Annotated in this window: 22 protein-coding genes; 14 read left to right on the forward strand and 8 right to left on the reverse strand. The window is 41.4% G+C overall.

Translation table 11 applies throughout. The annotated features are described in order from the left end of the window. The first annotated feature begins 267 nt into the window (after nucleotides 1–267). Both BGP78_RS10965 and BGP78_RS10970 read left to right on the forward strand, forming a co-directional pair. The gene (locus BGP78_RS10965; protein WP_182912272.1) at nucleotides 268–1,779 is read left to right on the forward strand and encodes a response regulator; all 1,512 of its coding nucleotides are present in this window, start codon (nucleotides 268–270) and stop codon (nucleotides 1,777–1,779) included. 266 nt (nucleotides 1,780–2,045) lie between these two features. Then, complete coding sequence (locus BGP78_RS10970) at nucleotides 2,046–3,212, forward strand: NRAMP family divalent metal transporter (RefSeq protein WP_119861475.1); 1,167 nt, start codon at nucleotides 2,046–2,048, stop codon at nucleotides 3,210–3,212. Between the two features lie 59 nt (nucleotides 3,213–3,271). On the opposite strand, the gene BGP78_RS10975 is transcribed toward BGP78_RS10970, so the two are convergent. The 6 genes from BGP78_RS10975 to fadI all read right to left on the reverse strand — a co-directional run bounded on the left by BGP78_RS10975 (nucleotide 3,272) and on the right by fadI (nucleotide 10,530). Continuing rightward, complete coding sequence (locus BGP78_RS10975; RefSeq protein ID WP_119861428.1) at nucleotides 3,272–4,357, reverse strand: energy transducer TonB; 1,086 nt, start codon at nucleotides 4,355–4,357, stop codon at nucleotides 3,272–3,274. A 104-nt stretch (nucleotides 4,358–4,461) separates the two neighbouring features. Continuing rightward, nucleotides 4,462–4,737 (reverse strand): YfcL family protein, encoded by a 276-nt coding sequence (locus tag BGP78_RS10980; RefSeq protein ID WP_119861429.1) that lies wholly within the window; start codon nucleotides 4,735–4,737, stop codon nucleotides 4,462–4,464. Between the two features lie 8 nt (nucleotides 4,738–4,745). Then, nucleotides 4,746–5,873, reverse strand: coding sequence for an ATP-NAD kinase family protein (locus tag BGP78_RS10985; protein WP_119861430.1), 1,128 nt, complete (start codon nucleotides 5,871–5,873; stop codon nucleotides 4,746–4,748). Then, the gene (locus tag BGP78_RS10990; protein WP_119861431.1) at nucleotides 5,863–6,420 is read right to left on the reverse strand and encodes an elongation factor P hydroxylase; all 558 of its coding nucleotides are present in this window, start codon (nucleotides 6,418–6,420) and stop codon (nucleotides 5,863–5,865) included. The genes BGP78_RS10985 and BGP78_RS10990 overlap by 11 nt, the downstream gene beginning before the upstream one ends. Nucleotides 6,421–7,009: 589 nt before the next feature. Beyond that, nucleotides 7,010–9,220 carry a fatty acid oxidation complex subunit alpha FadJ gene (fadJ, locus tag BGP78_RS10995; RefSeq protein ID WP_119861432.1) on the reverse strand — a complete coding sequence of 737 codons (2,211 nt, stop codon included), beginning with the start codon at nucleotides 9,218–9,220 and terminating at the stop codon, nucleotides 7,010–7,012. After that, a complete protein-coding gene (gene fadI, locus BGP78_RS11000; protein WP_119861433.1) occupies nucleotides 9,220–10,530 on the reverse strand; it encodes an acetyl-CoA C-acyltransferase FadI in 1,311 nt (436 codons plus the stop codon). The genes fadJ and fadI overlap by 1 nt, the downstream gene beginning before the upstream one ends. A 293-nt stretch (nucleotides 10,531–10,823) precedes the next feature. Between fadI and BGP78_RS11005 the strand changes: the two genes are divergently transcribed. The 10 genes from BGP78_RS11005 to BGP78_RS11050 all read left to right on the forward strand — a co-directional run bounded on the left by BGP78_RS11005 (nucleotide 10,824) and on the right by BGP78_RS11050 (nucleotide 20,629). Beyond that, nucleotides 10,824–11,780: a MoxR family ATPase gene (locus BGP78_RS11005; protein ID WP_119861434.1), complete on the forward strand. Its 957-nt coding sequence runs from the start codon at nucleotides 10,824–10,826 to the stop codon at nucleotides 11,778–11,780. A gap of 2 nt (nucleotides 11,781–11,782) precedes the next feature. Further along, nucleotides 11,783–12,730 (forward strand): DUF58 domain-containing protein, encoded by a 948-nt coding sequence (locus tag BGP78_RS11010; RefSeq protein ID WP_119861435.1) that lies wholly within the window; start codon nucleotides 11,783–11,785, stop codon nucleotides 12,728–12,730. A 5-nt stretch (nucleotides 12,731–12,735) separates the two neighbouring features. Beyond that, on the forward strand, nucleotides 12,736–13,170 hold the full coding sequence (locus BGP78_RS11015; RefSeq protein ID WP_119861436.1) for a DUF4381 family protein: 435 nt from the start codon (nucleotides 12,736–12,738) through the stop codon (nucleotides 13,168–13,170). Beyond that, the gene (locus BGP78_RS11020; protein ID WP_119861437.1) at nucleotides 13,163–14,149 is read left to right on the forward strand and encodes a VWA domain-containing protein; all 987 of its coding nucleotides are present in this window, start codon (nucleotides 13,163–13,165) and stop codon (nucleotides 14,147–14,149) included. The genes BGP78_RS11015 and BGP78_RS11020 overlap by 8 nt, the downstream gene beginning before the upstream one ends. 1 nt (nucleotide 14,150) lies before the next feature. Next, complete coding sequence (locus tag BGP78_RS11025) at nucleotides 14,151–16,040, forward strand: VWA domain-containing protein (protein WP_119861438.1); 1,890 nt, start codon at nucleotides 14,151–14,153, stop codon at nucleotides 16,038–16,040. Further along, complete coding sequence (locus BGP78_RS11030) at nucleotides 16,034–17,671, forward strand: BatD family protein (protein WP_119861439.1); 1,638 nt, start codon at nucleotides 16,034–16,036, stop codon at nucleotides 17,669–17,671. The genes BGP78_RS11025 and BGP78_RS11030 overlap by 7 nt, the downstream gene beginning before the upstream one ends. Before the next feature lie 37 nt (nucleotides 17,672–17,708). Then, nucleotides 17,709–18,251: a sigma-70 family RNA polymerase sigma factor gene (locus BGP78_RS11035; protein ID WP_259386300.1), complete on the forward strand. Its 543-nt coding sequence runs from the start codon at nucleotides 17,709–17,711 to the stop codon at nucleotides 18,249–18,251. Next, nucleotides 18,251–18,964, forward strand: a complete 714-nt coding sequence (locus BGP78_RS11040; protein WP_119861440.1) for a DUF3379 family protein — start codon at nucleotides 18,251–18,253, stop codon at nucleotides 18,962–18,964. Before BGP78_RS11035 ends, BGP78_RS11040 begins: the two co-directional genes overlap by 1 nt. A 116-nt stretch (nucleotides 18,965–19,080) precedes the next feature. After that, the gene (locus tag BGP78_RS11045; RefSeq protein ID WP_119861441.1) at nucleotides 19,081–19,935 is read left to right on the forward strand and encodes a Tim44 domain-containing protein; all 855 of its coding nucleotides are present in this window, start codon (nucleotides 19,081–19,083) and stop codon (nucleotides 19,933–19,935) included. 238 nt (nucleotides 19,936–20,173) lie between these two features. Further along, entirely contained in the window at nucleotides 20,174–20,629 is a 456-nt protein-coding gene (locus BGP78_RS11050; RefSeq protein ID WP_259386295.1) for a GrpB family protein, read from the forward strand. Nucleotides 20,630–20,814: 185 nt separating this feature from the next. On the opposite strand, the gene BGP78_RS22650 is transcribed toward BGP78_RS11050, so the two are convergent. Continuing rightward, on the reverse strand, nucleotides 20,815–20,976 hold the full coding sequence (locus BGP78_RS22650; RefSeq protein WP_171044268.1) for a hypothetical protein: 162 nt from the start codon (nucleotides 20,974–20,976) through the stop codon (nucleotides 20,815–20,817). Nucleotides 20,977–21,704: 728 nt separating this feature from the next. Here BGP78_RS22650 and BGP78_RS22655 point away from each other — a divergent pair. Next, nucleotides 21,705–21,854, forward strand: a complete 150-nt coding sequence (locus BGP78_RS22655) for a hypothetical protein (protein ID WP_182912273.1) — start codon at nucleotides 21,705–21,707, stop codon at nucleotides 21,852–21,854. Nucleotides 21,855–21,940: 86 nt separating this feature from the next. On the opposite strand, the gene BGP78_RS11055 is transcribed toward BGP78_RS22655, so the two are convergent. Then, complete coding sequence (locus BGP78_RS11055; protein WP_259386296.1) at nucleotides 21,941–22,807, reverse strand: kinase; 867 nt, start codon at nucleotides 22,805–22,807, stop codon at nucleotides 21,941–21,943. Between the two features lie 258 nt (nucleotides 22,808–23,065). Between BGP78_RS11055 and BGP78_RS11060 the strand changes: the two genes are divergently transcribed. Next, a complete protein-coding gene (locus BGP78_RS11060) occupies nucleotides 23,066–24,526 on the forward strand; it encodes a catalase (RefSeq protein WP_182912274.1) in 1,461 nt (486 codons plus the stop codon). Nucleotides 24,527–24,594 lie beyond the last annotated feature (68 nt).

Consider the following 24,594-nt stretch of genomic DNA (forward strand, 5'->3'; position numbering starts at 1 on the left):
ATCCACCGAATAACCGTCTATATCTTTAAAATAATGTAAACAGATGCAAATAGCACCTTGAATTTTGATTGTTAATAGCATATAAAACAAGGCGTTTTGATTTGCGACTTTTCAATCGATACTTATATTCGAATAATTGTTTGACGCAAAAAAAAGAAATACAAATCAATAATTCAAACCTATGATTTAAATGAAAAAAAGATACATTGTAACATTTACTAAGCACACACTTTCATTCATTCTTTTATTTACGAAGAGAGTATTAAATTGCAACTTCACAATTTAAATATTGCCATTATTGATGAAAGAAAAACAAATATTGAGCTATTAACGACAACCTTACAAAGCTTGGGCGTCTTCAATATATTTGCTTTTTCTCACGCGCAGCAGTTCCTGAATGAAATTGAAACACAACAATTCGATGTCTTATTTTTAGATCATAATATTGAGCAATTACATAATCACTATGACATGATCAGTGACCTCATTTTTGCAGATAAACTTTTACCCACGACTCGATTGATATACCTGACATTTAAAGAGACCTCATTTGACTATACTTGTGAGTATCCATTTCATAGTACACAAATGATCACGCGGCCTTTTAATACCGCCCAAATATCAGAGCAATTAAAACAACATGTGCTCCAAATTTCTGAGTTTAAAACTGCTTACCAGTTTATTAGTCAAAAACATTACAAACGGGCACTTTTACATTTAAAAGATCTCAGAAAGCGCAACTATCCAAACTATTTGAAAAAAGCACGTAACCAACTGTTAGTTAACCTATTACAACAACTTGGCCAATATAATATAGCCAAAAAACTGCTTATTCCCCTAGCCGAAAGACACATACATTGGGCTTGTTGGAGCTTATTCCACATCAATTATGAACTGAAAGAACTCGACAAATGTAAGCAATTTTTAGCAACACCTCTTATTCAGAAAGTGTATCCTGTGCGTGTTTTCTATTGGCAGATCTACTTGTCGTGGCAAACCAATAAGCGACATATCGCCACCGAACAAGTATTGGCTTTTGAATTAGAGAAAATGTCTCCAATGATGTTTCGTTTAGGGCTAATGACACTGCATGCAAATCAAGAAGTTGAGGCGCTCGACAATTTATTTAATAGAATTCACAGTATACGTAACGAAAACATCGCGTATCAAAACTTTACTAACAGCCTGAAAACAAGAATGCTTTTCTTATCTGCACTGTTTGAACCGTCAAAAGAACATACTCTCAATGCAAAGCAAAGCTTAATTGGCATGCAAAAAAGTATGCAATTAGATAACCCAGATGAATTTAGCACGTTAATGATTTCACTGATGATATTAGAGGGGAATCATGGCCCTGCCAAAGCAAAGCTAATACAGCTAGCCGAAAAAAGCAGTGATGACCCAATTCAAGTCATATTTTTAGCATTTTTATATCATCATTTAGGGGAACATCAAAATGCCTTCGAGTGTGTTTATACGGCACATCAATTAATAAACCGACAACTCAAAAACTGCCAACATGTTTTAGCTGGCTTGATGCACAAAATTGTGTTTGAGAAAATCTACGCAACAAAAAAAGCAAGAGCACAGGCCTATGAAAAAATAGGCAGACGTTTATATACATCCGCAGAATACAAGAACGCAGTGAAAATTTACGGCCATGCGCTTAACGCTGGCATTCAAAGTAACGAAATTCAATCGCGCCTTGATGAATGCGTACACCTCAGTGGTATCACTGACCATTACTATCAAACGCAAATGCACAGCGTCTCAGCTTAGGCCCCAATGAACTAACTTCCAAGCTTGTCGCCCCCCCCCATCGCAGTAATTGTAAAAATTTTGTTTATATCAAAAATTACACAAGGTAAACTATTTCTATCGTTCTCGACAATAACATAACTGATAAAACCCACTGTTTTAACAGTCTTTTAAAGGCTGTTGACGCAATAATAACGAGCATGATTTTAATGTAATTTTGGTAAAAGGATGGTTTAGTGCTGACAAACATACAACAAAAATTGAGTTCAATTGGACCTGGAATACTCATGGCAACCGCCGCGATCGGGGGGTCTCATTTGGTTGCCGCAACACAAGCTGGGGCACTGTTTGGTTGGCAACTATTGTGGTTGATCGTCGCCGTAAACTTACTCAAATATCCATTTTTTCGTTTTGGTGTTGAATACACACTACACACTAAAAATAGCGTCGTAGAAGGGTATAAACGCCAAGGTAAGATAATATTTGCGATATTCACTGTACTCAATGTTGTGGCTGCAATCGTCAACACTGCTGGCGTATTACTCTTAACAGCGAGTCTATTGCATTACGCCCTGCCAGTCCAAGTGAGCGTCACCGCATTATGCTTTGCGATTTTATCTATCTGCTTAGCGATTTTACTGTTTGGACATTACAAAGTGCTCGATAAGGCCAGTAAGTGGATTATGGGCTGTTTAACTGTCGCAACGGTGTCAGCACTTATTATCGCACTGTCCCAAGGAAATGCTCATCCAACACCCGAAGTCATGCCCGACCCTTATCAACTAGTGATGCTTGGTTTTTTAGTGGTTTTGATGGGGTGGATGCCAGCACCTATCGAAATATCAGCCATCAATTCTCTATGGATCAAAGCCAAATGTAAAAATGCCACACTGAATTATCGTCAAGGCATGTTTGACTTTAATCTGGGTTACGGGCTGACTGCTTTATTAGCGTTGGTGTTCTTCGCGCTCGGTGTGCTTGTGCAGTTTGGCAGCGCCACTAAAATAGAGCTTGCAGGGGTTGCATTCAGTAAACAATTAATCGATATGTACACAATGACAATCGGAGAGTGGGCACGCAGCCTGGTTTCTGCTATCGCCTTTTTATGTATGTTTGGCACAACACTGACTGTGCTCGATGGATATGCACGCACCCTAAATGAAGCACTTTGCCTATCTCGTAAAAATACACCTAAAAATAGCTTAGCCATTTTTATTCTATTACAAGCCTGTTTTGGCATAGGTGTGGTGCTCTTCTTTAAAGCAAATTTAAAAGACATGCTCACCTTTGCCATGACCTTGGCCTTCGTAACCACCCCCTTATTTGCTTGGTTTAACTATCGATTGATGATTAATATTGAAAAGCCGCCCGTCGGGGCACTCAAGCTGTTAACTTGGGTTGGGTTAGTCTATTTATTTGGTTTTGCACTGCTCTTTATTTATTGGCGTTTTTAACCTACGTAAAGGGCGCAATAGCACTGTGCTATTGCGTTCTTTAAACTGCTTTCATTCGGTTAGCGGCGAAGACGAAAATCGAGTTGTACACTAGATGTGGCAGGTACTGCGACCCCATCAACAAATTTAGGTGCATAACGCCATTGCTTGAGCGCTTTAATTGACGCATTTTGAAACGCTTTTCCCTGCTCAGGGTTTAAAATCATAATGTCTTCAACAAACCCACTGGGCGTAACTGTAAATTCAAGCTGTACGGACCCTTCACGGCCCATCTTAGCAGCCCTCATAGGATATTTTGGTTCTTGGCGATAAAGCGGGGTTTGCTCCATATTGTCATTCCAAGGCCGCATGTGGGCAATGGCGATGCAATGTTTTGTTGCAGCTTCTCGATCCCCTGTTCGCTCATAGGCAACAACTAATCTAGAATGTGCAAACAATTCGTAAGGGTGCTCAAAATCAAGATTGTTGTCAAAAACATCCACAACATTAGTAAGGCGCGCTATTGCTGCATTATGTCTTTTTCGCCCAGCTTCATATGCAGCAACCCACATATCCACCTCAAGACGGTGCAGCGAATCTACCGGCAAATGAGTTATATTTATTTCATCTGTGCGTTTAAGGTATTGTTTCGCTTTTCGATAATGCTCGCGACTTGTAAATAGTATTTTTGCAGCTTCAAAGTTAACTTTAGATTCTAAGACTATGTCTTCACTGTATTTTGCGATCTTTAGTGCATGCTCAATGTGCGTATGCCAAGCACTGCGTTTTCCACTTTCAACTAAAGACTTTGCCAGTGATAACAACGGGTCGATCAACTGTGGGCTTTGAGTGTTGTATAGTTTCTCAGTCGCAATTACAATTTCTCGATATAAAGCAACTTGCTCTTTTTTCCTATCATCCGGCATTGACTCGGCATAGTTAGACGCCAAATTAAGTGTATTTTGTTGCCCCTTGCCGTATACCTTTTGCCCAAGCAAATAGGCTTTCTTAGCAAGTTCATACTTATCAGTGTAGTTATTGCTCTCCACTGCGTGTTGATAAGCTTGGTATGCTTGATTGAATTCTTGTTGAGTATTCTGACTAGCAAATACACTAGCAGAACATAATATCAATGCCGCGACTGTTCCATATGTAGATTTGCGCATACTATATCCTTATTAAAACGACTATTAACACCTATCATGTCTTTATATTGTATACAAAAAAGCCGTGCATAACACGGCTTCAATCAATTTTATACTGATACTGTTTAGCTAAGCGCTTTAATTTGTTCCCAAATAGATACTACGTGGGTTTTATCTTCGTCGGTTAACTCGCCGTTGCGATACGCTTTCACTAAGCTTTTTTCTACATTCTCGTTGAGCTCTTGCGGGCTTAAATCTTCGCCTTCAACTTGGGCATATCCTACAGCAAGGTCAAAGTGGCCACGTAAATAACCGCCTGCGAATAGTTCATCATCACTTGCTTTGTCAACGAGATCATCAAAAAATTTCTGGGCGGCTGTTACATAGTCTTGAAATGACATTATCTCTCCTAATTTAAATCTGGGTGGCCTACGGCATACATCACATAGTCATTGTACCCTGTGATCACACGAATATAACCTCTTAATTCATTATCTAGCGATTGATCACCCGTATCTGCAATGAGTGGACGTCCATTCAACGCTTGTAATTTAGTTTTTGTTGCAACAATTATAATATTTTCACGTCCTACTTTACGTATTAAAGCTGGGCTCAATTGTTGATTACCTCGTCCAAAAATGTGCCCTTGACCACCGATAAGCGTGATCACTAATTTAGTTGGGCAAATACCGGCACTATCATAAAGCTGCGCTGCCGTCATATCTTGGCCTATCAACGCATGATCTTTTATCAGATCAACACCTAACAAGGTATTATCTAAACCTAACTCTTCCATTATTGCAGCAACAGTAGACCCTGAGCCCATAATATACTGCTCATCTTCATCCATTTCACTGATCACATAGGCAGCTAGATCAGCAAGCACTAATTCATCAGTCTCTTTACCGCCATTTTTTACGCTTTGAACATAACGAAGCTCTGAGGGCACCTGCATTTCACCATAACGCTTTGCTTTAACAGTTCCTTGTCGAAAAGCAGCCTCATCAATATCCATAACATTCGCATCAGCCAATGTGACAAGCTCGCCCTTGACTAACATTTCAACGACTCTACCAGCCGCTTTAGGTGTAATGGCATAAACCCCCGAATGTATCTTACACCCAGCAGGTACACCCAACACAGGGACATTATCGGCAACCACAGCACAAATATTTCTGGCCGTTCCATCACCCCCTGCAAACAAAATCATATCAACACCTTGCGCGAGCATTGCTTTTGCAGCCGCTTCAGTATCTTGTGGGCTAGTCTTAACCCCTGTAGTAAACACAAGCTGCGTTTCAAAGCCTAGCTCTTTTGCACAGTGTTCACCCATATCACCATTGACAGTGTAAATTTTGAGCTCTTCGGCATAAGGCACTAACAGCTCTAATGCTTGTCGGGTACGCAAATTGGCCTTTGGTTCAGCACCCAATGCCAGTGCCTGCTCAGCTGTATCATCACCATCACTGCCCTTGAGGGCTACGCTGCCACCTAAACCTGCCACTGGATTAATAATTAAACCAAGCTTAAACTGCATCTAAGAATTCCTCTGGGCATTGCCATTCAAACTGTTCAGCCGTTAGTGGCCAAGGTGTACCATAAAACTCACTCAACGCCTTTAATAACATATCGGTTCGTTCACTAAAACCTTCTTCAACTAAGCGCAACACTTGCTTATGTACACGTGTTTGAAAACTAAAACGGCATGTTTGAGCACCATTTAAATTATCTATCGAGACATTAAAAGCAAACCCAGCAGCAATACTTAGTGCCCACTCAATTGCCTGCGGTTTCACTTCTGCATTTTCAAACTCTAATTGCTGCTCTTTATTACGACCATCAGGACAATACCAATAGCCATAATCTTCTAACAATCTGCGATGTTCTCCCGCAACTAACCAATGTGCAATTTCATGCAACGCACTTGCATAAAAGCCATGGGCAAACACAATTTGATGAAACGGGGTTTCAATACTTGCTGGGATATAAACGGGTTCATGCTGACCTTTTATGAGCTTACTGTTATACGCTTGATAAAAGCTCTCGTCGAATATACGAATTAGATCGTGGATCTGATGTGTCAAAGTCGTAATAGTTCCAAGTTAGAGGGGGTGAGACAATCGCGCTATTGTACGGTTTTTTGCCGCTAATGTAAAAAACAAGACCCCTTCGCCGCGGACTGATGTTCGGTAAAAAACACGACTTTACACTCTCTTTTTGCATAATTAAGCTGTCTAAGCTCATAAACTGTCAGCACTAAAACTTTAAATCACGAACGCAGTACCAAAATTTCACCTCATCAAAGTTTTAAAGCGACGGACACGTGGATAAAAGCCTTTTTTCTCACCCTACTTTGCTAACCGAGGTTCTGCTTAACCGCCTTTTAAAAAAGCCTTGTATTTTAATAAAAAACTGCCCATTTAAAAAACAACCAGCACATCAGTGATAGATAGTAAAAGGACACATGTCTGGCTTTCTAGGAGTAGAGCAATGCTATAAAAAACCGAGAGAAATATTAAAGATAAGGCACTTAATAATGTGCTATCACTAAAAACCCAGTGTGTACCTTTTTTACTTTAATTGCACAATTATGCAGCCTAAAAAAAGCCAATTTTGCAAAAAAAAAAGCTATGCAATGCATAGCTTTTTTACAAAATACCGTAAACCCCCTCTTTATGCGGGTTTTCCTTCGCTATTTTGTTCTGTTATCTCTTCACATTGCGCTGCTTCAGTTGTATTTGTGTCTTCACTAGACACCTCTACCAATGTAACATCGGCCTTGTTACTGGCATAAAAACGACCACCCGACTCAGCCAATTCCATCAAGCTTTCAGCGGGGGTAAATACCGCATTATCTGATGCATAAGTAGAAAGCTCAGAGCACACTTTATTGATCCCACGCTTATCCATATAGCTAAACGGCCCACCTAAGAATGGGGGAAAACCAATACCAAATATTGCACCAATATCACCATCCCTCGCGCTGGCAATAATGCCTTCATCTAAACATCGCGCGGCTTCGTTTAGCATCTGTGCAACGCATCGGCTGGCGATTTCTTGTTTATTTAAGCGGGGACTTTGAGTAATACCCAATAGCTCATAAACTGACTCGTCAACTTTCTTGCCTTTCTTCTCATAGGTATAGAATCCACGGCCTGTTTTTCTACCCAGGCGTTTAGAGTCAATTAAACGTTCAAATGCGTCTGGTGCTTTAAACCGCTCACCAAGCTCTTTTTCTAAAATTGGTGCGATTTTAGACCCAATATCAATACCTACTTCATCTAACAAAGCCAAAGGTCCAACAGGGAATCCAAATTCAACCAATGCCTGATCAATTTTATCTATCGGTTCACCCGCAAGGAGTAAATTAGCGGCTTCATTGACATACGGCGCCAAAATACGATTGACATAAAAGCCCGCCTTGTCCTTTACCACGATGGGGGTTTTGCCCTGCTTACGCGCAAAGTTGACTGTGCGTGCAATGGTTTTTTCAGACGTTCCAGCATGAGGAATGATCTCTACCAACGGCATTTTTTCAACTGGCGAAAAATAATGTAGACCAATCACATTTTCGGGGCGTTGTGCTTGTGCTGCAATTTGTGAAATAGGTAAAGATGACGTATTGCTCGCAAAAATTGTATCTTCGCGGCTTTCACGCTCAATATCAGCCACCATACTTTGCTTCAATTGCAAATCTTCAAACACCGCTTCAATGACCATATCCACGTGCTTAAAAGCAGTATAATCAGTGCCACCAGTGATTTTATTCATCGTCAACTGCAATTCAGTCTTTGACATAATACGGCGCTTTTGACGCTTTGAAAGAATTTTATAACTGTAATTCATTGCGTTACTCACCCCTTGCTGAGCAACGTCTTTTATACGTACTAAGGCACCGGCTTTTACTGCACTTACATGCGCAATACCCGCTCCCATCAAGCCCCCCCCTAATACCGCGGTACGCTTAACAGGCTGTGCATCATCCGTTTTATACTCTTTTTTCATTTCTGTCGTAGCAAAGAAAATACCGCGTAACGACTTAGACACGTCAGTCATAACCAAATCGGCAAACCCTTCAGCCTCGGTTTTGTAGGCTTTTAATTCCCCTAACTCAACTGATGCACGTACAGCCTTAATTATATTTAACGGCGCAGGATAATGCCCTCCCGTCTTCTTCATAACGTTATCCTGAGCTTTCTTGAAGATAATATTACGACCGAACGGGTTTGACTCTAAAAGCTTACTAATTCTATCAAGTTTTGGTTGCGCTGCTTTTGCCTTGCCTTTCGTAGCAAACTTGGCCGCCACATCAAGTAAAATACTGTGTGGCACACTGTCGTTCACTAAGCCCGCTTTCTTCGCTTGCTTTGCGCGAACTTGTTTGCCCGTTAGCATCCATTCCAATGCTTTTTGAATACCGACAAGCTTAGGTAAACGCTGAGTACCGCCGCCTCCAGGTAATAAACCAAGCTGAACTTCAGGTAAACCAAGTTTAGTAATATCACTGTCAGTACAGACTCGATAATCACAGGCTAAAGCAAACTCTAACCCGCCACCCAGGGCTGCACCATGAATCGCGGCAACCGTCGGATAAGGTTGCTTTTTCATAGTGAAAAAGGCCTGCTGGCACATTTCAGACAGTGCTAACGCATCTTCACGATTTTGCGCGTTATCCAGCATTTTAATATCTGCGCCCGCTATAAAGTTATCTGACTTGCCACTGATAAATACCATACCAGTGATATTGTCGTCTTTACCTTGTTTTAAGATACCGAGTAAATCGTCGGCGAAGCTATCGCGCAGCGTATTCATCTTTTCGCCAGGTACATCAATCGTAACAATAGCAACGCGTCTATCGTTTAATTCATAACTAAATACTGACATTATGCACTCTCCAATACAAAGGCCGCACCTAATCCACCCGCAGCACATGCGGTGGTCAATGCTAACCCGCCGCCACGGCGTTTTAATTCATGTAGGCTTTGCGTAATTAAACGGGCGCCGGTTGCAGCAAACGGATGTCCATATGCCAATGAACCACCATTTACGTTAAATTTATCCATATCAATTTCACCTAACGCTTTTGAGCGACCTAATTGTTCTTTAGCAAACTTATCTGAGCCAAACATTTTCATATTGGCCAATGCTTGCGCCGCAAACGCCTCATGCATTTCAATAAGATCTAAATCTTGTAACGTTATTCCAGCTCTATCTAGGGCTATTGGCGTTGAATGGGCAGGACCCATTAACATATCTTGCTCCACACCTATGGCTGAAAACGCGAAACTGCGCACATAACCCAATATATCGTAGCCCAGCGCTTTGGCTTTGCTCTCACTCATCATCAGCACAGCTGCGGCACCGTCCGTCAACGGGGTTGCGTTAGCGGCAGTCACTGAACCATGTGCTCGATCAAATACCGGCTTCAACTTGGCATAACCCTCAAGTGTTGAATTGCCGCGAATATTGTTGTCTTGCTCTATAAATGATTTATAAGGGGGAACATGCGCCGTCATAACCTCTTCAGCCAGTAAGCCATCTGCCCATGCTTTTGCCGCCAATGAGTGTGAACGATGCGCCATCGCATCTTGATCTGCGCGACTAATACCATGTGTCTTGGCCATTTGTTCTGCGGTTTGCCCCATAGAAAGGCCGGTAGAATATTCAGCAACCGCTGGAGGGACTGGCATCAAATCTTTCAATCGTAATTTAGAAAAGATCTTTAAACGCTGACCTAATGTACGCGCTTTGGTCAAATCAACTAAACTACCCGCTAATTTTTTACTCACACCAATCGGTAATACCGAAGAAGAATCCGCACCACCCGCAATACCTACGGTCGCCGAACCAGCAATAATAGATTCAGCAACATTAGCTATAGCCTGAAAGCTAGTCGCACAAGCGCGCGATACAGAATAAGCGTCAACCGATGTTGGCATTCCGGTTCCTAAAACTATCTCTCGTGCTATATTTGGCGCTTCTGGCATTTGGACCACTTGGCCAAACACCAGTTGGTCTATTTCTGTTTTATCAAAATTCAGTCGTTCAAGCATTTCATTAACGACCAACTTACCCAAATCTAATGCGGGTACATGGTGAAAAGCGGTTGCTTGCTTAGCAAATGGTGTACGTAACCCACTTACAATCGCGATTCTATCACCCTTTGTTGTTTTTAGAATATTTTGTTCAGACATTGATTTTGCTCTCCCGCTGACAGGTCTGACCTGTTTTATTTATCCTGATTCTAAACAACCCCTTTCATAATGCCAATAAAAAATTCAATATAGATGATAAAAGAAGCAAACACCCCCTACCCTAGTTTGTTTTTCACACAGCTGCAAAAGTTATTGAAAAAACTAGGGAACTAATTAGAAAAACAGAGTCTAACTAAACGCAAAATTATCCATAAATTAATTTGAAAGACTTGAGTTCTTAAGGTGAAATCCTTATAACTTAGGAAAAAATTTGTCAGTACAAGGACAAAGCAATGGCAGTAAATGAATTTTCTGAATTAAAAAACTATCTAGATACGCAAATTATTGGTCAACCTGAGTTGACTCAAGCCTTGTTAATTGCCGTATTAGCGGACGGTCACCTCCTTGTTGAGGGACCACCTGGTTTAGCAAAAACTCGAGCTGTAAATGCATTAGCCAAAGGGATTGAAGGCAGTTTCCAACGTGTGCAATTTACCCCAGACCTATTGCCTGCTGACGTCACTGGCACCGACATTTATCGTCAACAAACCAATGAGTTTGTTTTTGAAAAAGGTCCTTTATTTCATAACCTCGTTTTAGCGGATGAAATTAACCGAGCCCCAGCCAAAGTACAATCTGCATTATTAGAGGCAATGGCTGAACGACAAATCACCGTCGGTAAAAACACCTACCCTCTGTCTGATCTGTTTATGGTAATGGCGACCCAAAACCCGTTAGAGCAAGAAGGGACATACCCGCTACCAGAAGCACAGCTAGATCGTTTTTTACTGCATTTGAATATTGATTACCCGGGTGCTGAAAATGAGCTGGCTATTTTACGCTTAACACGTGGCGAAGCGCTGACTGAGCAAGCCGCGGCTTTCACACCAATCAGCCAAGCAACCTTGTTTGAGGCAAGAAAGAGTGTGCTATCAATGCATTTGGCCGAGCCCCTTGAACAATACTTGGTACAATTGATCATTGCCACACGTGAAGCCAGTAAGCTTGATACCCAATTAGGTGCATGGATTGAATTTGGTGCAAGCCCTAGGGCAACAATTGCACTTGATAAATGCGCACGTGCTAATGCATGGCTGCATAATCGTGAGTTTGTCACACCAGAAGATATTCAAGGGGTGCTCTATAATGTGCTGCGCCATCGTATCATTTTAAGTTATGAAGCACAGGCCGATGGCATCACCAAAGACCAAGTGATCAGCCGTATTTTAGAACTTGTTCCAGTACCGTAACCATGAGCCAATCTGAATTATCTCCACTGGCATTTTTAACTCAGTGCCATAGTAATGGCGCTGAGTTAGGCTTGAAAGAGCTATTATATTACAAGCCCAAAGCCAATTTATTGTCTCTACGCCCCAAGCATAAAGTCAAAAGCGCACAAGCAGGCCAATACTTAGCCCCCCATAAAGGGCGTGGTATGGAGTTTGCCGAGGTACGCCAATACCAATATGGCGACGATATTCGCGCTATTGACTGGCGTGTGACCGCCCGTACTGGTGAAGTGCATACGAAACTTTACCAAGAAGAAAAAGAACGACCTGTTTTTGTCTTTACCGACTTATCAAATAGCATGTTGTTTGGCTCTCAACTCTTACTCAAGTCAGTACAAGCAGCACATTTAAGTGCATTAGTTGCGTGGTCAGCAAGCCAACGCGGCGATCGACTTGGCGGCATTGTATTTAGTGAATACGGGCATCATGAACTCAAACCAACTGCGCGAGATAAAGGCGTATTAGCCCTGTGTCATCAATTAGTAGATATACATAAACAAGCGTTGTCGAATCGAGAATTAAACGAAACAAATCGCTTTGAAGAGAACTTAAAACGACTTGGCCATTTAGCAAAACCTGGCAGTTTGATTTATTTGATCTCCGATTTTAGCAACCTAAATGATGCGAGTTTCAAGCAGCTTGAGCGTCTTGCTCGCCACTGTGAATTAATTGGTTGCCATATCACCGACCCATTTGAACTACAATTGCCGGCGCATCAAGAAGCCTTGACGGTTTGTGCAGGTGAACAAAGCTGGACCTTACCTTTAATGGATAGAGGGTTTCGTGATAAGTTTGCCCAACAGGCACAACATGCTTTTTCAGTGCGTTTAGAGCGCTTAAAACGCGCAGGCATGACGATGCAAGGGTTTAGTGCAGCCACCGCGCTTGAATCGCAAATTTCGAGGTATTAATTTAAATGCAAGCATCACCACTTGACGCCTTACACGATGTACTGCCCCCGAGTGAAGTCTCTTGGTGGCCTCTCTCGCCAATGGTGTGGGCTCTTCTTATAATTACACTCTTATTGCTATTACTAATAGGCAGATACGTGTATAAAGCGCACTGCCATAAAAAAGCAAAGAAACAAGCCATCGAGCACAGTCAGCAACATCCAGATAATGCTCAAGCACTGCATATCATATTAAAACGACTCACTAAGCATTACTATGGTGTCGCTGCAACCACGCAATCGCAAACGCAATGGGCACATACTTTAAGTCGGTTATCAGGACTGTCATTTAACGAGCAAGAACTCAATAGCCTTTACGCACCAAAGCCTGATAGCCAGTTAGCGAATAAACTGACTCTTGCCATCAATAAATTTAAGCTCAAGGAGAAAATCGATGTTTGAGTTTAGCTGGCCATGGCTTTTTTTGTTGCTACCGCTTCCTTGGCTAATCGCCAAGTTTAAACCTGCACAACATAGTGCGCCACAGCGTTTACGCATGCCGAGTTTTGCAAGTTTATCTTCTTTGGCACCGAAAATAACGGCACACTCACGAGGCGTCTCTTGGCTTGAGGGCTTAGTTTGGGCCTTACTCGTTATTGCAGCAGCAAATCCACAATGGCTTGATGAGCCCGTCGCTTTACCAAATGAGGGCCGTGATATTATGCTGGCTGTCGATTTATCTGGTTCAATGAACGAGCAGGATATGGAATATCAAGGTCGCTATGTAGATAGATTGTCGGTGGTTAAAGCAGTATTAGGTGAGTTTATTGAACAACGCCAAGGCGATCGCTTAGGTTTAATATTATTTGGCGATACCGCTTTTCTACAAACACCATTAACACGCGATTTAAACACCGTCAGCCAAATGCTAAGTGAAGCACAAATTGGTCTTGTTGGCCGTGCCACCGCCATTGGTGACGCACTGGGACTGTCAGTAAAACGATTTAGTCAAAAACAAGACAGCAACCGAATTCTGATCTTACTGACCGATGGACAAAATACAGCGGGTAACCTCAAGCCTGAAGAAGCACTCATTCTCGCCAGAGAAGAAGGCATAAAGGTCTACACCGTCGGAGTCGGCTCAGATGGCCGAGGTGGTTTTAGTTTATTTGGCATGGGGGGATCTGCGGGTAGCAGTATTGATGAAGCAACTTTAAAGCACATCGCCTCTGAAACAGGCGGCAGTTACTTTAGAGCAAAAGATGTCAGTGGCTTGCAAAAGATCTATCAAGAACTTGACGAATTAGAGCCAATCAGTGATGAAGCTCAAACCTTTCGACCACAACTGGCTTTGTTTTTCTGGCCATTACTTAGTGCACTCGCGCTGATTATGCTTACCATCTTAATCAAAGCCCTACGCGGCTTAAAACAGGAGGCCTAATATGGAGTTTATGTTTATTAGACCCGAATTACTGTGGTTATTAGTACCCTGGTTTATATTAACGTCGTTGCAATTTATAAAAAATGCAAAACATAAACGCAGCCCATTAATTGCGCCACACTTAGCGAATATTATGCTCAGTGATGGCCAGCAAAAAAGTAAATCACACAGCCCTTTGCTTATCGCTGTGTTTATGCTCATCGCCATTATATGCGCCGCCGGCCCTAGCTTCGAAAAACAACAAGTGCCTGTATTTCAAACGAAACAAGCACGAGTTGTGCTGATGGATATGTCTTACTCAATGTACTCTACAGACATTGCCCCTAACCGCTTAACCCAAGCTCGCTTTAAAACATTGGATATGATTGACCTCTTTAAAGAAGGCGATACCGCATTAGTCGCTTACGCTGGGGACGCATTTACCGTATCTCCACTGACCAGTGACGCGCAAACATTGAGTAACTTAATACCGAGTTTAAGCCCAGAAATAATGCCGAGTAAGGGCTCAAATGTACTTGCAGGGCTTGATCAATCAATCTCATTGCTTAAACAGGCTGGATATCAAAATGGTGAAATCGTACTCATTACTGATGGCCTTGACCAAGACGACGTAGATGATATTCGCTCTGAATTAAAACACCACGCTTACACACTCCATATCTATGCGGTTGGCACCGAGCAAGGTGCTCCTATTGCATTGCCTGAAGGCGGTTTTTTAAAAGACAATTCAGGGCAAATTGTTGTTCCTAAGCTAAATGTGTCTCGTCTATCAAGCTTAGCGCGCAGTCAAAATGGGCAATTTGCCGCTTATTCTACTGCGGCTCATGACTTAACGATATTTAAACCACAGGTTGATAATAACCAATTAAATGAAACGCGTCAGAGTGAAATGTTATGGCGAATAGATGCGGGCCACTATGGACTGCTGATCTTGTTACCCCTCGCACTGCTGCTTATTAGAAAAACAGGCCTCACATTATCTTTGCTGGCATTAATGCTAATACCTAACGAACAAGTGTATGCCGCGGATTGGCAAGCTTGGTTTAAAAATAATGACCAAAACGCATTATCAGCGTACCAGCAGGAACAATTTTCAGCCGCCGGATCCGCTGATAACTTGGCACTAAAAGGCGCAGCCCTTTATAAACAAGGTCAATTTGAAGAAGCTGCAAGTGTATTAAAAAATACAACCAGCGCAATTGGTCAATATAACTACGCTAATGCGTTGGCAAAGTCAGGTCAATTAGAAGCCGCGTTAGAAGCATATGACTCAGCTCTTAAACAAGACCCTGAATTTCAGCAGGCACTTGATAATCAAAAACTTGTAGAAGACTTACTCAAGCAACAACAAGAGCAGGATCAGCAAAATCAAGATCAGCAAAACAACGAGCAACAAGACAACGAGCAACAAGACAATAGTAAATCTGACCAACAGCAGTCTGATGGCGAACAGTCTGATAAACAATCGGGTGACGATCAACAACAATCGGAGCAAGATAAATCAGATAGTAGCGATCCAAGCGAAGAAGGACAGAATAATTCACCCGATATGCAAAGTGCTACTCAAGAGCCTCAAGATGAGTCCCAAGAGGAAAACTCAGCCCAAGCACAGCAAGGTGACGAACAAAAAGGTGAAGAAGATAAGCCAACAGAACAAGAAATGCAGGCTCAACAGAATAGACAAAAGCCTGAACAGAGCCCTGAAGGTATGAGGGAAGTAACCGCTCAGCCTTTAACACCTGAAGAAAAAGAAAAAGCACAGCAGCTCAGTCAGTTGCTTAGAAAAGTACCAGATGACCCAGCTATTTTATTAAGAAACAAAATGCAATTAGAAGCACAACAGCGAGCACAACAGCAACGCCGCCGTCAAGGAGTTGAAAAATCATGGTAATACGCTTACTGATCCCCTTATTCCTGTTAATTCATAGTTTTAGCGTATGGGCGTTTGATACCCTTACTGCAAGTGTTGATAAAAACCCCGTGCTGGTTGGAGAGTATCTAACGTTAACAATAGAGGCCAATGGTAAAGTATCTGGTGCTCAGCCCGACACCAGTGGGTTAGCGCAACAGTTTGTCGTCGGCCCCATGAGTGTTGGCTCTCGCACCAGTATTATTAATGGCAGTATGACCAGCCAAACAACTTGGCAAATGCAAGTGTTAGCACGTAGTGCAGGCAGATTTACCATCCCAAGTTTTACCGTCAATGGTAATTCCTCAGAACCCATTACATTGACTGTGGTTGCGCGAGGCAAATATGACACTGACCAAAAAGACATTTTTATTGAAACCGCTTTAACACCAGATAGTTTGTATGTTCAGCAAGCTGGTTTGTACACGGTAAAACTCTACATCGGCAAGGATTTACTTGACGGCCAGCTCACCTCCCCTGCAATGAGCGAAGGGCAGATAACACAAATTGGTAAACAAAGTGAAGAATATGAGGTCGTAGATGGCCGCCGTTATATGGTGATCACCAGAGAGTATTTGATTCAACCTCAAAAAAGTGGCAACTTTACCATCGAAGCACCAGCATTTAACGGGCAAGTACGTGAAAACTATCGAAGAATGGCAGTATCAGCAATCGCTGAACCGTTAACTGTTGAAGTAAAATCCGTCCCAAATGACTACTCTGGTGATTGGCTGCCAAGCGAATTGGTAGACTTAAGCGAAGAATGGCAACCAAGTGACAATGAAGTAACAGTCGGTACGCCTATAACTCGTACTATGACACTCACTGCCGTTGGGGTCACTAAAGAACAATTACCCGATATCGCCATGAAAGCGATTTCAGGTATTCGTAGTTACCCTGATGAGAGCGATAGAAAACAGCTTGCCAGAGATGGTCGTGTAATATCACAGCTCATCTCCTCGTTTGCACTCGTGCCACAAACCCCGGGCACTTATACTTTGCCGGAAATAAGCGTCCCATGGTTTAACACTGTGATTAAACGCGTTGAATATGCCACTCTCCCTGCGAGAACCATCACTGTGATTGCCGATATTAATCAAATTGCTACACCAAATGTGCCTGCAACTCTCACTCCCCCTGCAATTGCACAAACGCCCAATACCATTTCACCAGCACCTGCAACCGTCGAGGTAACGCAAAAAGCATGGTATGACTGGTTAATATTAACATCAGGGTATGTGTTGTGGTTAGCCACGGTTATTATCTGGTTTATGCGCAGAAGAAAACCCGACAACGTCCCTGCTGCGCCAAAAAACCTAACCTCAGCAGCCACACTTAAAGATTTACAAAAAGCCGCAAAGCTAGGTGACAACCATCAATTTTATAACGCGTTGCGCCAATACCTGAAACGCCAAGAGCCCACCTTGCACTTAGACGCATGGCTCACTCAATTAGGCACTTCAGAACTCACTGCTGAAATTGCAAAATTACAAGCATCTCTTTATAGTAGTGATGAACAATCGGTCGATTTAAACGCATTATATCTCTTAATCGAACAAACGATAAAAAAGAAAACAATGAAAGATGACAAACACTTAACTCAGCTATACTGAGTTAAGTGGGAAAATAATTAAAGAACGTTGCAATAAAATTGCCAACTACAAGGTCTTACTTAGCATGACCATGAAAAAAAAGCGTTACGAAGCCTTGGTTCAGGTATATCACAGTGAATTGTATCGATTTGCTTATTGGTTATGCCATGATCCAACCATCGCAGAAGATTTAGTGCAAGAGACATTTTTACGGGCTTGGCGTTCACTAGAATCATTGCAAGATGACAAAGCCGCGAAGCCTTGGTTATTGACAATTTTAAGACGCGAGAATGCTCGGCGTTTTGAGAGGAAACAGTTTGATTATGCCGATGTAGAAAATGACACCCTAGAGGATAACAAAAGTGTCACCCTTGACGATGAAATGGAACAAACCGTCATACAAAGGCAAATTAATAAACTATCGTCTGAATATCGAGAGCCGCTCCTATTGCAAGTTGTTATGGGATGTTCTGGAGAAGAAATAGCAGACATTTTAGAGTTGAACAAAAATACGGTGATGACACGCTTATATCGTGCCCGTAATCAGCTAAAAGAGGCACTCACTGATAATCATGAACCAATTAAAGGGGCATCAAACTGATGGATGAATTAGAGTTTCGTCGTCGACTTTTTGCAGATCCCAATGACACGGAAGTAATTGATCATGCAATTGCAAATCCTGAGCAACAAAGCTTGGTAAATGAACTGCAAGATTTTGACGCACAATTAAAAAGTGCATTACAGGTAGATGTACCCGTAGGACTTGCAGATCGCATTTTAGAAAAGCAGCACAATGACGAAGCAAGCAATGTGGTAAACATCGCCTGGTATCGCAAATACAATAAACCATTTGCGACTGCTGCAAGCATGGTGCTCGCAGTCGGTATTTACTTTATGAGTGCAACCAATTCCCCATTACAAGCGGGTGAGCATGCGCTAGAACACGTATATTATGAAGTTAATGCCCTTGAGCGACGTCAAGAAGTTGCATTGCAAGTTGTTAATGAAAAGCTCGCAATGTTCGGGGCACAATTTGACAGGTTACCCGGAAAAGTAACCTATGCCACATTCTGTAATTTTAAAGGCCAGAAAAGTCTGCATTTAATATTTCAATCTGAACACGGCCCCATGACTGTTTTTATCGTACCTGCTCAAAGCAACGATTATAAGCAAGAAAATGGCCATTTCAGTGATGAGCGTTTTGCCGGTGTTATCGCCAATGGACAAAAAGCAGACACTATCCTTGTTGCAAACTTAGGTACTCCTGTGGAAGATTATCAAACTGAAATAAACGGCGCACTACGCTGGTTATAAAGGTTTACAAAAAGGCGCTTTGCGCCTTTTCTTTTCGACGTCATTTCATCGATTTATATTTATCTTCCGAACGAGTTTCTTTAAAATCCTAACGACTTAAGATTTATAGGATTGTTATGAGAAACTTTATAGTATTGTTTTCGCTAATCTCACTATTATTTGCCACTAGCTTTGATGTTGAAGCGCGCAAAAAATTTGGTAGTAAGAAATCAGGTAAAACCCACCAAACCAGCACCACTGCACAGAAAAAGCAAGTGGATACAAAGTCTTTGGCAGCAAACAAAACGGCTAAGCCAAAATCTAGCAAAAAAGGCATCATGGCGGGCGTACTAGGTGGCTTACTGGCCGGCGGATTAATTGCGTCAATGCTAGGAGATGACTTTGAAGGCTTCCAGTTTATGGAAATGCTTATGCTTGCAATCGCCGCATTCGTTATTTTTAAACTGATCAAAGCATTCATGGCAAAGCGCCAACAGCCTCAAATGGCCGGTGCGCCGCAATTTAACCAGCAGCAAACATTCAATCAACCTCAACAATTTCAAGCACAGCAACAGACATCAGGTGGATTTGGCCAACAACCAGACGTACCATTTAACTTACCTCGTGACTTTGACATCAATGGCTTTTTGCAAGGTGCTCGTCAGCACTACCATACACTACAAGGTGCATGGAATAGCAAAGATTACAGCACAATGGCTGAATACCTAAGCCCAGAGCTCGTTGAGCAGTTTAAGCAAGAACGTGAACAACAAGGTGAGGTTGCCACTGAAGTTATGTTTATCGACGCTGAAATGGTTCGTGCTGATACCCAACCACATGTATGGGAAGTGAGCATTATGTTTAAGGGTAAATACCGTGATTTAGGCGATATGCAAGAAGAGCCTATTCATGAAGTATGGCACTTAGAAAGAAAAACCGCTGGTGATTCACCATGGTTAATTGTTGGTGTTGAAGATCACATCGACAGTTAATTTATCTCTTAAAAGGCGCGTAAGCGCCTTTTTCCTTGCAATGTACTGCCTCTTTAACGCCCTATCATGACGTAAGAATGGCAGTTATATACTTCACCTCCACGTGAAAATAAACACGCAGCTCATCAATATAAACAGTTAAATATTATAAATAGTGATCAGTTATGGAAAAATCACGTTTACTCAGAGCCAATTACTCTCGGCAAACTTTAATCCATAGCGCCCAATTTTTATCGACGTGGCAGACGCCATTATCGCAGAGCTTAAACACCCCGACTTTGAGTTTCTACATTTCGGCTCAAGCTCATTCAAAGTCGCAGGGAAAGGGATCATTGATATTTCACTATTATATCAACCTGGCGCACTAGAAGTGGCGATAAAACATCTGAACGACTTCGGCTTTTTAAAACAACACAGTAGTAAACCCTTTCCTGACACTCGCCCGCGCAAAGATATTGCGGTAATTTATCTTGACGAAACCTTCCAAGTACACCTGCATGTTATTGAAAAAAACAGTATCGAACATCATAAGCAATCTCATTTTAAAGCTTATATGTTGGCAAACCCACCTGCACGGGCTGAGTATGAAGCACAAAAACGCCGCGCATTAGAGCAAGGGCTATCTCAGCAAGATGATTATGGTAAGGCTAAATCACCTTTTGTAAAAGCCATACTGGATAAACAAGTGTTTTAAATAAATTTACTGGAAGTGAAAACTGTACAGCTAGCATGCATATTATTTACTTTATTTTCAGTACAGAAAATTATAAATAAGCACAAAGATAAATTAATATAAAGGGTATAGTAACTACGAGTTACGTTGGCCTATTTGAAATAACAGTTTTAAGCTAATGCCCGTAGGCATTAGCGTGTTAAATATTAGCAATCACCAGGCATTGTTCGACAACCGCCATTTCGTGAAAAACACTCCATGAACGTGCCTAAATAGCCACCTGCTACCTGTGCAGTGACCAATTCTTTTAACTCTTTTTCACTCTTAGTAAGCGTTTTTACACATTTTTTGTTTAGTTTTATATTCATTATTATTACCTTATGTTGTATTTTAGATATTCACCTATCAAAGTCACATAATTTTAACAACGAGTCAATTGCACAAAATTCATACTGAAAATTACACTAAGCATAGTGGGAGAATTCTGTAATAACTTTCCCGATTTAATTTATTAAAAATACAAATAAACATAGAAAGATAGCTAAAATAACATCGACAGATTTCTTCTTAATTTAAAGAATAGAATGGAACAAGAAATGCCAAACTGTTATATTTTTCATATCAGCCTAACTGTATTAATTATCTCTTACCAGTATTATTAATAAACGCAACAAATGACTTGCCGACTCACAAAAGACCTATAAAAAACATTAACAGCCATAGAGTTAATGTGACTTTTTAGGTGTATTTTAAAGTAACAACCTCACATAATTGGAACTTTCACAAACCCAATAAATGAAATAATTTTGAAAATATTTAACAACAAGAAAAAGCTATCTCCCCCACTCATTCTCATCTTTTCAGTAGCATATTTTTTTGCTATTGCAGTATTTAAACTGGATAAAATACTGTTACTTTTTGCTCCTTTTGCTTTGTATATATTTTTTACTGGTCATAGATATACGCTTTAAGTAAATTTAAAACTGCAAACTCCATTGACTTTTTTATCACAAAAGAGGGAGAACATCTTATCATACAAAACAGTCAACTTATAAAAGGGCGGCAAATCGAAATAAAATGTGCCCGTATATCTATTGTGACGATTAAAGATAACTATTTATCCATTATTGTTGATGGCAATGGGTATGACTTTTACCCAATTGCTGATAAAGACCAAATCAAGCATCGGATCATCACCTTACTTGATAAAGAGCAAGTCAATAATATATGCTTTAATATTGTTTAACGTATAAAAGGTATTTTTAAGCCAATCACTATGAACTACCCATAATTTATTAAGAGATGTGATAGGCATCCTCACTACATGCTGTATTACTCAATAACAAAACGATGTGCTTCATTTACGAAAATGGTTACATCACTCTGCTTTGGTAATGACGTAAGCCCCCACACAGTCAAACGTTCAAAGTATTGAATAAATTCAGCGACTTCATGGTCATTCATTCCCTCACCAAGCCTCATCTTAAGTTGTCTTTCCTGCTGTAGTCGCCATTGGTAGACCCTATCAAATGCTTGTACATTCAAATATATTAATTTGTCGAATAATGAAAACAACTGTTGATAATCTTGTGCTAAGCAATTGTTGACATAGTGCCGATAAGTACCTGAACTATCGTACTTGGCTTCTAAGCTATTTACTGGACTTTGTAAGCGTGCATTGGGCTCTGGTTTTAAGCCAATGCACCACCCTTCAAGAATAAGAATATCTGGTGGCGTCTCAACTTTTTGCCAATATTGCGATTTAAATGGTTTATCCTGAGATTTATCAAATCGTGGCAGTATAAATTTACGCTGTGCTTTAAATGATTCAACGACATCGATTGCCTGTAAAATAGAGTGTGTCCCTGGCACACCTCGGGTTTTTAGCATTGGGTGTTGGTTTGTAGCCAACATCTGCCGTTCTTCTGGTGATAAATAGAAATCATCTATTGAGACAACAGCCACGCTAATCCCGTCATTCCCAAGCGCAGCTGCTAAGTATGCCGCTAATGTTGACTTACCACTGCCCTGCGCCCCGTTTAGCCCTAAGCAAAAAGGTAAACCCATCATTTTTTCATATTCTGCTTTTACCCACTGAACTATTGGCTCTGCATCCGAAAGATAACTGTCAGTTAATGTATGTATTTTTATAAAAGAGGATTGCCACGGTGCCATAGATTTATGTGAAGGCTGCTTCAAAATAGGGTCAGTTTATCAAGAAACTTTGGAGCAGTCTCCGCTCCTTACGTCTCAGAATAACAAAATGACACAACAACCCATCGGATAAATTGATTGATGCAAGTTATTCATATCATTTTTAAGATTTAAAAACGTTATCTATACTTATCTACGTGGTCCACTACCAGCTCTATCTAAATAGCTATGTTGCTGCCACGACTTGCTGGCCTATTGGCCTGTTTAAACCCGTTCCTTGAAATTAAATATTGCGGAGGCATTATGAAAACTACGCTTACAACGTCGGCAGGCGCTCCAATTGCAGATGACAACAACAGTATTTCTGCCGGTGAGCAAGGCTCACTCACCTTTGATAATTTTCGATTGTTTGAAAAGCTAGCGCATTTTAACCGAGAGCGATTACCTGAACGAGTCGTTCACGCACGTGGCACAGGTGCTTATGGCACATTTACCCTCAACACATCATTGACTGACTATAGTATTGCTCACTTCTTACAAAAAGCAGGTCAGCAAACAGAAGTGTTTGTTCGGTTTTCGACTGTAGGTGGTGGCCAAGATTCTAGTGACTATGCTCGAGATCCTCGTGGTTTTGCGGTGAAATTTTACACCGAACAGGGCAACTTTGACCTTGTTGGTAACAATACACCGGTATTTTTTCTTAATGATCCGATAAAGTTTCCAGACTTTGTTCACTCTCAGAAAAAAAATCCACAAACCAATTTACCAGATCCTGCTGCAATGTTTGAGTTTTGGGCTAATCACCCACAATCGTTGCACCAAATGACTATTTTAATGTCAGATAGAGGGATCCCATTGAGCTACCGGCATATGCACGGGTTTGGTTCGCATACCTTGAGTTTTTGGAATCAAGCAGGTGAACGATTTTGGGTAAAGTGGCACTTAAAAACACAGCAAGGTATTGAGACAGTGCACAGCGATGATGCCCACAAATACCCAGCTTTTGGCGCACAACAAGACTTAGTTGCTGCCATTGAACAAGGCGACTTCCCGCGCTGGAGTGTCAAGCTTCAAATCATCAGTGAAGCTCAGGCAAAAACATTGTCGATTAACCCGTTTGACCTCACTAAAATTTGGCCACACAAAGAAGTCCCTTTAATTAATATTGGTACGTTAGAGCTAAACAGAAATGTAGGCAATTACTTTGCGGAAACTGAACAAGCTGCATTTGCACCAAGCAACTTGGTTCCAGGTATTGGCGCATCACCTGATAAAATGCTGCAAGCACGGTTAATCGCTTATCAAGATGCGCATAGATATCGTGTTGGAGCGAATGTTAACCAAATACCGGTTAATGCACCAAAATGCCCAGTTAATAACTATCAACGCGATGGAGTCTTTGCTGGCGTGTGCCCATTTTCTGGCAATGTCCAGAACGGTAAAAATAGCGCTAATTTTTACCCAAATGACAGAACAGATACTGGTGCTCCTAGCCCTGACATTACCACTGCAGAGCCGCCGATGCCATTAGCACAGAATGCATGGATCAAGCCCCATAGCCAAGACCATGAAGACTACTACACGCAAGCGGGTGATTTATTCAGGCTAATGAGCGCAGAGCATCAGTTGCAAGTGGCAACAAATATAGCTGGCGGACTCAGTGCGGCAAATGAGCATATTCAACAACGCATGCTTGAGCAATTTGACAAGGCAGACCCGCAATATATGAAAGCGGTTAAGGCTGCTTTAGAAGCCTTAGAATGAACTAAAACTATTGAGGGATCACTTAAAGTACCTTTACAATAAAAACAACAAAGCCGACATTGTGTCGG

The organism is Pseudoalteromonas sp. MSK9-3 (assembly GCF_003590335.1).
In the GTDB taxonomy this organism is placed as follows: Bacteria; Pseudomonadota; Gammaproteobacteria; order Enterobacterales; family Alteromonadaceae; genus Pseudoalteromonas.

What these genes read in the sequence shown, in the direction of transcription:
- BGP78_RS11030 (WP_119861439.1), top strand. Translation starts at nt 16,034, where the DNA reads ATGGTAATACGCTTACTGATCCCCTTATTCCTGTTAATTCATAGTTTT.
- BGP78_RS11010 (WP_119861435.1), top strand. Translation starts at nt 11,783, where the DNA reads ATGAGCCAATCTGAATTATCTCCACTGGCATTTTTAACTCAGTGCCAT.
- BGP78_RS10985 (WP_119861430.1), bottom strand. Translation starts at nt 5,873, where the DNA reads ATGCAGTTTAAGCTTGGTTTAATTATTAATCCAGTGGCAGGTTTAGGT.
- BGP78_RS10980 (WP_119861429.1), bottom strand. Translation starts at nt 4,737, where the DNA reads ATGTCATTTCAAGACTATGTAACAGCCGCCCAGAAATTTTTTGATGAT.
- BGP78_RS11005 (WP_119861434.1), top strand. Translation starts at nt 10,824, where the DNA reads ATGGCAGTAAATGAATTTTCTGAATTAAAAAACTATCTAGATACGCAA.
- BGP78_RS11015 (WP_119861436.1), top strand. Translation starts at nt 12,736, where the DNA reads ATGCAAGCATCACCACTTGACGCCTTACACGATGTACTGCCCCCGAGT.
- BGP78_RS10975 (WP_119861428.1), bottom strand. Translation starts at nt 4,357, where the DNA reads ATGCGCAAATCTACATATGGAACAGTCGCGGCATTGATATTATGTTCT.
- BGP78_RS11060 (WP_182912274.1), top strand. Translation starts at nt 23,066, where the DNA reads ATGAAAACTACGCTTACAACGTCGGCAGGCGCTCCAATTGCAGATGAC.
- BGP78_RS11025 (WP_119861438.1), top strand. Translation starts at nt 14,151, where the DNA reads ATGGAGTTTATGTTTATTAGACCCGAATTACTGTGGTTATTAGTACCC.
- BGP78_RS11040 (WP_119861440.1), top strand. Translation starts at nt 18,251, where the DNA reads ATGGATGAATTAGAGTTTCGTCGTCGACTTTTTGCAGATCCCAATGAC.
- BGP78_RS22650 (WP_171044268.1), bottom strand. Translation starts at nt 20,976, where the DNA reads ATGAATATAAAACTAAACAAAAAATGTGTAAAAACGCTTACTAAGAGT.
- BGP78_RS10970 (WP_119861475.1), top strand. Translation starts at nt 2,046, where the DNA reads ATGGCAACCGCCGCGATCGGGGGGTCTCATTTGGTTGCCGCAACACAA.
- BGP78_RS11020 (WP_119861437.1), top strand. Translation starts at nt 13,163, where the DNA reads ATGTTTGAGTTTAGCTGGCCATGGCTTTTTTTGTTGCTACCGCTTCCT.
- BGP78_RS11045 (WP_119861441.1), top strand. Translation starts at nt 19,081, where the DNA reads ATGAGAAACTTTATAGTATTGTTTTCGCTAATCTCACTATTATTTGCC.
- fadI (WP_119861433.1), bottom strand. Translation starts at nt 10,530, where the DNA reads ATGTCTGAACAAAATATTCTAAAAACAACAAAGGGTGATAGAATCGCG.
- fadJ (WP_119861432.1), bottom strand. Translation starts at nt 9,220, where the DNA reads ATGTCAGTATTTAGTTATGAATTAAACGATAGACGCGTTGCTATTGTT.